We start from the raw sequence: 6,929 nt of genomic DNA on the forward strand, positions 1-6,929 counted from the left end.
TCAGGCGGTCTCGGCCACGACGGCGAGCAGGGTGCCGGGCTCGACCTGGTGTCCGGGGCCGACCAGCAGGTCGGTGAGGGTGCCGTCGGTGGGGGCGGTGATGCGGTGCTCCATCTTCATCGCCTCCAGCCACAGCAGCGGCTGGCCGGCCGTCACCCGGTCGCCGACGGCGGCGCCCAGGCGCACCACGGTGCCCGGCATCGGGGCGAGCAGCGCGCCCGGCTCGGTGTGCAGCACCGGGTCCGGGAAGCGGTCGAGCGCGGTCAGCGCGGTGGCGCCGGTCGCCGAGTCCAGGTGGACGTCCGGGCCGTAGCGGGCCACCCGGTAGCTGCGGCGCAGCGCGCCGACGGCCAGCACCACCCGGTCCTCGGCGGCCTCGACCAGCACCGTGTCGGGGTGGCCCTCGGCCCGCAGGCCGTCCCGGGTGATCCGGTAGCGGACCTCCGACTCGGCGCCGTCCGCCGTCCGGTAGCGCTTGACCTGCGGCTGGGAGGGCAGGTTGCGCCAGCCGGAGGGCAGTTCGGTGCGCCGGGCGGCGGCGTCGGCCAGCGCGGCGGCGAGGGCGGCGAGCGGGGTGTCCTTGTCGGCGGGTGCGGTCAGCGCGGCGGCGTGTTCGTCGAGGAAGCCGGTGTGCAGCCGGGCGTCCAGGAAGGCGGGGTGGCGCAGCGCCCGGGTGAGCAGGTCGCGGTTGGTGCGCGGGCCGTGCAGCCGGGCGCGGGTGAGCGCGTCGGCGAGCAGCCGGGCGGCGGCGGGTCGGGTCGGTGCCCAGGCGATCACCTTGGCCAGCATGGCGTCGTAGTGCACGGTGATGGTGGAGCCGGCGCTCACGCCGGAGTCCAGCCGCAGTCCGGTGGGCGTCGCCCGGGTGGTGAACTCGACCGGTTCGCCGGGGAGTTCGATCAGGTGCAGCGGGCCGGTCTGCGGCTGCCAGTCCTGGTCGGGGTCCTCGGCGTACAGCCGGGCCTCGATCGCGCAGCCGGTGGTGGGCGGGGCCTGCGCGGGCAGCTGTTCGCCCTCGGCGACGGCGAGTTGGAGGGCGACCAGGTCGAGTCCGGTGACGCACTCGGTGACCGGGTGCTCGACCTGCAGCCGGGTGTTCATCTCCAGGAAGAAGAACCGGCCGTCGGGGGCGAGCAGGAACTCAGCGGTCCCGGCGCCGGTGTAGCCGATGGCCCGGGCGGCGGCGACGGCGGCGGCGTGCAGTTCGCGGCGGGTGGGGTCGGCGATTCCGGGGGCGGGCGCCTCCTCGATCACCTTCTGGTGGCGGCGCTGGAGCGAGCAGTCGCGGTCGCCCAGGGCGAGTACGGTGCCGTAGCCGTCGGCCATCAGCTGCACCTCGACGTGCCGGCCGGCCGGCAGGTACGGCTCGCAGAACACCTCGTCGGAGCCGAACGCCTTGGCGGCCTCCGCCCGGGCGGCGGCGAGCGCGCCGGGCAGCTCGGCGAGGGTGCGGACGATCCGCATGCCGCGGCCGCCGCCGCCCGCCGCGGCCTTCACCAGCAGCGGCAGGTCCGCCTCGCCCGGCTGCTCCGGCGCGCCGAGCACCGGGACACCGGCGGCCGCCATCAGCCGTTTGGCCTCGGTCTTGGAGCCCATCGCGGCGATGGCGGCGGGTGGCGGCCCGATCCAGGTCAGCCCGGCGTCCAGGACCGCCCGGGCGAACTCGGCGTTCTCGGAGAGGAATCCGTAGCCGGGATGGACGGCGTCCGCCCCGGCGGCGCGGGCGGCGGCGATCAGCAGGTCGGCCCGCAGGTAGGTGTCGGCGGGGGCGGCGCCGGGCAGCCGGACGGCGGTGTCGGCCTCGCGGACGTGCGGGGCGTCGGCGTCCGGGTCGGAGTGGACCGCGACGGTGGCGATGCCCAGCTCCCGGCAGGTCCGGAAGACCCGGCGGGCGATCTCGCCCCGGTTGGCGACCAGCACCGACCTGATGGTGCGCCGCTGCGGCGCCTGTTCGCGGCCGTCGGCCGCTGTTGCCGGCTGCTGCACGTGCTTGTCTCCCTGGTCGGTCGTCCCGGTCGGCACCGGCTTCTCCTTCGGCTCGGGCGGGGTCACGGCCGGCCCCCGGTCACGGCTCGCACCCGGTCACATCCGGAAGACGCCGTAGCCGCGGGCGCCCTCGACCGGGGCGCTGTGCACGGCGGAGAGGCAGATGCCCAGCACGGTGCGGGTGTCGCGGGGGTCGATCACGCCGTCGTCGTACAGCCGGCCGGACAGGAAGGCGGGCAGCGACTCGGCCTCGATCTGCTGCTCGACCATCGCGCGGATCGCCGCGTCGGCGTCCTCGTCGTACGGCTGCCCCTTGGCCGCCGCCGACTGGCGGGCGACGATCGACAGCACCCCGGCGAGCTGCTGCGGGCCCATCACCGCGGACTTGGCGCTCGGCCAGGCGAACAGGAAGCGCGGGTCGTAGGCCCGCCCGCACATGCCGTAGTGCCCGGCGCCGTAGGAGGCGCCCATCAGCACCGAGATGTGCGGGACGGTGCTGTTGGCCACCGCGTTGATCATCATCGCGCCGTGCTTGATGATGCCGCCCTGCTCGTACGCCTGGCCGACCATGTAGCCGGTGGTGTTGTGCAGGAACAGCAGCGGGATGTCGCGCTGGTTGGCGAGCTGGATGAACTGCGCGGCCTTCTGCGACTCGGCGCTGAACAGCACCCCCTGCGCGTTGGCCAGCACGCCCACCGGGTAGCCGTGCACGGTCGCCCAGCCGGTGGCCAGGCTCTGCCCGTACAGCGGCTTGAACTCGTCGAAGTCGGAGCCGTCGACGATCCGGGCGATCACCTCGCGCGGGTCGAACGGCACCTTGAGGTCGCCCGGCACGATGCCGAGCAGTTCCTCCTCGGCGTACTTCGGCGGCTCGACCGGGGCGGCGGGCGCGGGCCCGGCCTTGCGCCAGTTCAGCCGCCGCACCACCCGGCGGGCCAGGCGGCACGCGTCGGGCTCGTCCAGCGCGAAGTGGTCGGCGAGGCCGGAGGTCCGGGCGTGCATCTCGGCGCCGCCGAGCGACTCGTCGTCGGACTCCTCGCCGGTGGCCATCTTCACCAGCGGCGGGCCGCCCAGGAAGACCTTGGCCCGCTCCTTGACCAGGATGGTGTGGTCGGACATGCCGGGGACGTACGCGCCGCCGGCGGTGGAGTTGCCGAACACCACCGCGACGGTCGGGATGCCGGCCGCCGACAGCCGGGTGAGGTCGCGGAACAGCGCCCCGCCGGGGATGAAGATCTCCTTCTGGCTGGGCAGGTCGGCGCCGCCGGACTCCACCAGGTTGACCAGCGGGAGCCGGTTGCGCAGCGCGATCTCGTTGGCCCGCAGCGCCTTGCGCAGGGTCCACGGGTTGCTGGCGCCGCCGCGCACGGTCGGGTCGTTGGCGGTGATCACGCACTCGGTGCCCTCGATCACGCCGATCCCGCTGACCAGGCCCGCACCGACCGGGTAGTCGCTGCCCCAGGCGGCGAGCGGCGACAGTTCCAGGAACGGCGAGTCCGGGTCGATCAGCAGCTCGATCCGCTCCCGGGCCAGCAACTTGCCCCGGCCGCGGTGGCGTTCGACGTACTTGGGTCCGCCGCCGGCCAGCGCCTTGGCGTGTTCGGTGTCGAGCGCGGCGAGCCGGTCCAGCATCCCGGTCCGGTTGGCGGCGTGGTCGGGGGCCGCCGGGTCGAGGCGGGTGGGGAGCACGGTCACAGCAGGGCCTCCGGGATGTCGAGGTGGCGGGAGCGCAGCCACTCCCCCAGGGCCTTGGCCTGCGGGTCGAAGCGGGCCTGGGCGGCGACGCCCTCGCCGAGCAGGTTCTCGATGGTGAAGTTGACGGCCCGCAGCTGCGGCAACAGGTGCCGGGTGATGGCCAGTTCGGCGGTCTCGGGGAGCAGTTCGCGCAGCCGTTCGACGGTCAGGGTGTGCGCCAGCCAGCGCCAGCCGTCCTCGCTGCGGGCCCACACGCCGAGGTTGGCGTCACCGCCCTTGTCGCCGCTGCGGGCGCCGGCCACCAGGCCGAGCGGCGCCCGCCGGACCGGGCCCGGCGGGAGCGGCTCGGGCCGCGGCGGTTCGGGCAGCGGCAGCAACTCCCGCACGGCGGACGGAGGTTCGATCGGGATCCGGCGGCCGTCGGGGAGCACCGCGGTGTGCTCGACGGCTTTGGCGTCCAGGTACGCGGCCTCGAAGACGCCGTACGGGCTGCCGGCTCCGGGGAGCGCGGCCAGGTGGAAGCCGGGGTAGCCGGCCAGGCCGAGTTCGACCGCGGCGGCGCCGATCGCCCGGCCGACCCGCTCGGGCTCGCGGTCGCGGACGGTGAGCTGCAGCAGGGCGCTGGCGGTCTGCTCGGTGTCGGCGTCCCGGTGGTCGGTACGGGCCAGGGTCCAGCGCAGCTCGGCCGGCGGCCCGGCCGGCGAGGCGGCCAGCGCGTCCGCGAACTGCCGTTGCACCAGGGCCGACTTGGCTTCGATGTCCAGGCCGGTGAGGACGAACACCACCTCGTTGCGCCAGCCGCCGAGCCGGTTGAGGCCGACCTTGACGGTGGGCGGCGGCGCCTCGCCCCGGACGCCGTCGATCAGTACCCGGTCCGGGCCCTGCTGGGTGAGCCGGACGGTGTCCAGCCGGGCGGTCACGTCCGGACCGGCGTAGCGGGCGCCGCCGGTCTCGTACAGCAGCTGGGCGGTGACCGTCTCGGTGGTGACGGCGCCGCCGGTGCCGGGGTGCTTGGTGATGACGCTGCTGCCGTCGGCGTGCAGTTCGGCGATCGGGAAGCCGGGGCGGGTGGTGTCGTGCTCGGTGAAGAACGCGTAGTTGCCGCCGGTCGCCTGCGCGCCGCACTCCAGCACGTGCCCGGCGACCACCGCACCGGCCAGCGCGTCGAGGTCCGCCGGGCCCCAGCCGAAGTGCTCGATGGCGGGGCCCACCACAAGCGCGGCGTCGGTGACCCGGCCGGTCACCACGATGTCGGCGCCGTCGCGCAGGCACTCGGCGATGCCCTGCGCCCCGAGGTACGCGTTGGCGGCGAGCAGCCCGGACCGCCCGAACTCGGCGGCCCGCGGCAGCAGATCGTCCCCCAGCACCTGCCCGATCCGCACCCGCACGCCCTGCTGATCGGCCAACTCCTCGAGTGCCTTGACCAGTTGGGGCGGATTGAGGCCGCCGGCGTTCACCACGATGCGGACGCCCCGCTCGACGGCGAGGGCCAGGCAGTCCGCCATCTGCCGCAGGAAGGTCTTGGCGTAGCCGAGGCCGGGGTCCTTCAGTCTGTCCTTGGCCAGGATCAGCATGGTCAGCTCGGCCAGGTAGTCGCCGGTGAGCACGTCCACCGGGCCGTCGGTGAGCATCTCCCGGAACGCGGTGAACCTGTCGCCGTAGAACCCCGACGCATTGCCGATCCTCAGCACCGCAAGCCTCCTTGCCGCCGCCGCTGCCCGTCGCGAGCAGCCTGGCAGCGCCGTCCGGATAAATCAAGCATGCATGCTTGTTTCTGGCCGGAGCCCGGGCACCGTCCCGGAAATCGGATGGGCGGCCGGGCCGCGCGGTGGGAGGATGCCGACCCGGGGCAGGTGTACGGGGAGGCGCGGTGACATGGGACTGGACTACAGCTACGAGGTGTTCATGCCCGCCCGGAACGTCGCGCAGGCGCTGACCCTGCTGGCCGACCTCGCGCCCCGGGACCGCGACACGCCTCCGCTTCCGGTCATCCTGCCGGGCGGAGAGCGGCTGACCGTGCCGTTCACCTCGAGGTTCAGCAGCGAACCGGTCGACTGCTCGGCGGGCGGCGCGCTGAAACTGGACCTCGTCGTGATGATCGGCGTCGACGACGCGGTACGCGAGTTCCACCTCGGCGTTTTCGACCGGGTCGACGCATCGGGAGAGGCGCCGGTCGGGTACATCTACCTGACCGTCAGGTTCTCGCCCGCATGGCATCCGGACTTCGCCTCGCTGCAGTTCACCGCGGCCACCTCGGGCATGAGCCGGATGTTCGAGCGGTCCGCGAACGTCAGGAAGCTGTTCACCGACCTCACCGCCGCTGCCGGTGGCGTGTGCTGCCTTCTCGACACCGAGACCGACACCTTCGACATCTGCTGGCTCAACGGCGGGGCGGTCAGCGGCGAGACCGTCCCGGGCACCCGTTTCCCGCGCTTCCACGATCTCGTCGCGGCCTGGCGCGAGCCGGCTGGATAGCCCCGCGCAGGCATACCGCGGACGGCCGGGCACCGCGAGCGGCTCAGGACTCCTCGGCGGGGTCCGGCTGCGCCGGCGTCGGCGGGGTGGACGGCGTGGACGGGGTGGGTCCGGGGCGGCCCCGCCTCAGCAGCCACAGCACCGCGGGCATCCCCACCAGGCCGCCCGGCAAGCTCTGGTACGGCGCCGGGACGACCGCCACGCCGACCACGTTCAGCGGTACCACCACGGCCAGGATCCCCAGGAGCGTGGGCCGGCGCCGGGCGGCTCGTCGCAGGACGTCACCGGCGGTCTCCCCGCCGGCGGCACGCTGCTCGCGCAGGCGCTCCCTGCGACGTCCCGAGTCCATCCGCAGATGTTCTCACCCCTGCACGCGGCAGGGAACCGCGCAGCAGGGAACGCGCCATGGCGGCTGCACCGGGTCAGAGGCTGCGGGCGGTGATGTCGCCGTGGGCGGTGGTGGCGTGGACGGTGAGTTCGGCCGCGGTGCCGGCGGTGTTGGCGAGGGCGTTGTGGATCCGGCCGTGGCCGGTGCCGGCGTCGAGGGTGGCGGACACGCCGCAGGCGGCGCCGATGACGATCGAGCCGGCCTCGGTGCGCAGGTCGACGGTGCCGCGTACGGCCTCGGTGATGTGGAGGTCGCCGTTGTGGGTGCTGATCGTGGCGGGGCCGCCCAGGCGGCCGACGGTGATGGGGCCGTCGAGGACGGTGAGGTGGGCGGCGGCGGTCTCGTCGAGCTTGACGGTGCCCCGGGCGCCGTCGAAGGTGACGTC

At 74.4% G+C, this 6,929-nt stretch carries 5 protein-coding genes and 1 pseudogene; 1 reads left to right on the forward strand and 5 read right to left on the reverse strand.

Annotated features, from left to right (window positions below; translation table 11 throughout):
- From AC2TEW_RS26545 to AC2TEW_RS26555, 3 genes are all read right to left on the reverse strand, one after another.
- Positions 1-1,929 (reverse strand): acetyl/propionyl/methylcrotonyl-CoA carboxylase subunit alpha, encoded by a 1,929-nt coding sequence (locus tag AC2TEW_RS26545; RefSeq protein WP_484625888.1) that lies wholly within the window; start codon positions 1,927-1,929, stop codon positions 1-3.
- A 153-nt stretch (positions 1,930-2,082) separates the two neighbouring features.
- The gene (locus AC2TEW_RS26550) at positions 2,083-3,681 is read right to left on the reverse strand and encodes an acyl-CoA carboxylase subunit beta (protein WP_484625883.1); all 1,599 of its coding nucleotides are present in this window, start codon (positions 3,679-3,681) and stop codon (positions 2,083-2,085) included.
- A complete protein-coding gene (locus AC2TEW_RS26555) occupies positions 3,678-5,372 on the reverse strand; it encodes an acyclic terpene utilization AtuA family protein (RefSeq protein WP_484625884.1) in 1,695 nt (564 codons plus the stop codon). Before AC2TEW_RS26555 ends, AC2TEW_RS26550 begins: the two co-directional genes overlap by 4 nt.
- A gap of 184 nt (positions 5,373-5,556) precedes the next feature.
- Here AC2TEW_RS26555 and AC2TEW_RS26560 point away from each other — a divergent pair, with 184 nt between their 5' ends.
- Positions 5,557-6,156 (forward strand): hypothetical protein, encoded by a 600-nt coding sequence (locus AC2TEW_RS26560; protein WP_484625885.1) that lies wholly within the window; start codon positions 5,557-5,559, stop codon positions 6,154-6,156.
- Positions 6,157-6,199: 43 nt separating this feature from the next.
- Here the strand turns inward: AC2TEW_RS26560 and AC2TEW_RS26565 are convergent, their stop codons facing one another.
- Together AC2TEW_RS26565 and AC2TEW_RS26570 are read right to left on the reverse strand one after the other, a co-directional pair.
- A complete protein-coding gene (locus tag AC2TEW_RS26565; protein ID WP_484625886.1) occupies positions 6,200-6,505 on the reverse strand; it encodes a hypothetical protein in 306 nt (101 codons plus the stop codon).
- Positions 6,506-6,578: 73 nt separating this feature from the next.
- Positions 6,579-6,929, reverse strand: a pseudogene (locus tag AC2TEW_RS26570) (DUF4097 family beta strand repeat-containing protein); the annotation flags it as partial.

This window comes from Kitasatospora sp. NEAU-CNBT7 (assembly GCF_057220535.1).

Coding starts and splice junctions, on each gene's coding strand:
- AC2TEW_RS26560 (WP_484625885.1), top strand. CDS start 5,557: ATGGGACTGGACTACAGCTACGAGGTGTTCATGCCCGCCCGGAACGTC.
- AC2TEW_RS26565 (WP_484625886.1), bottom strand. CDS start 6,505: ATGGACTCGGGACGTCGCAGGGAGCGCCTGCGCGAGCAGCGTGCCGCC.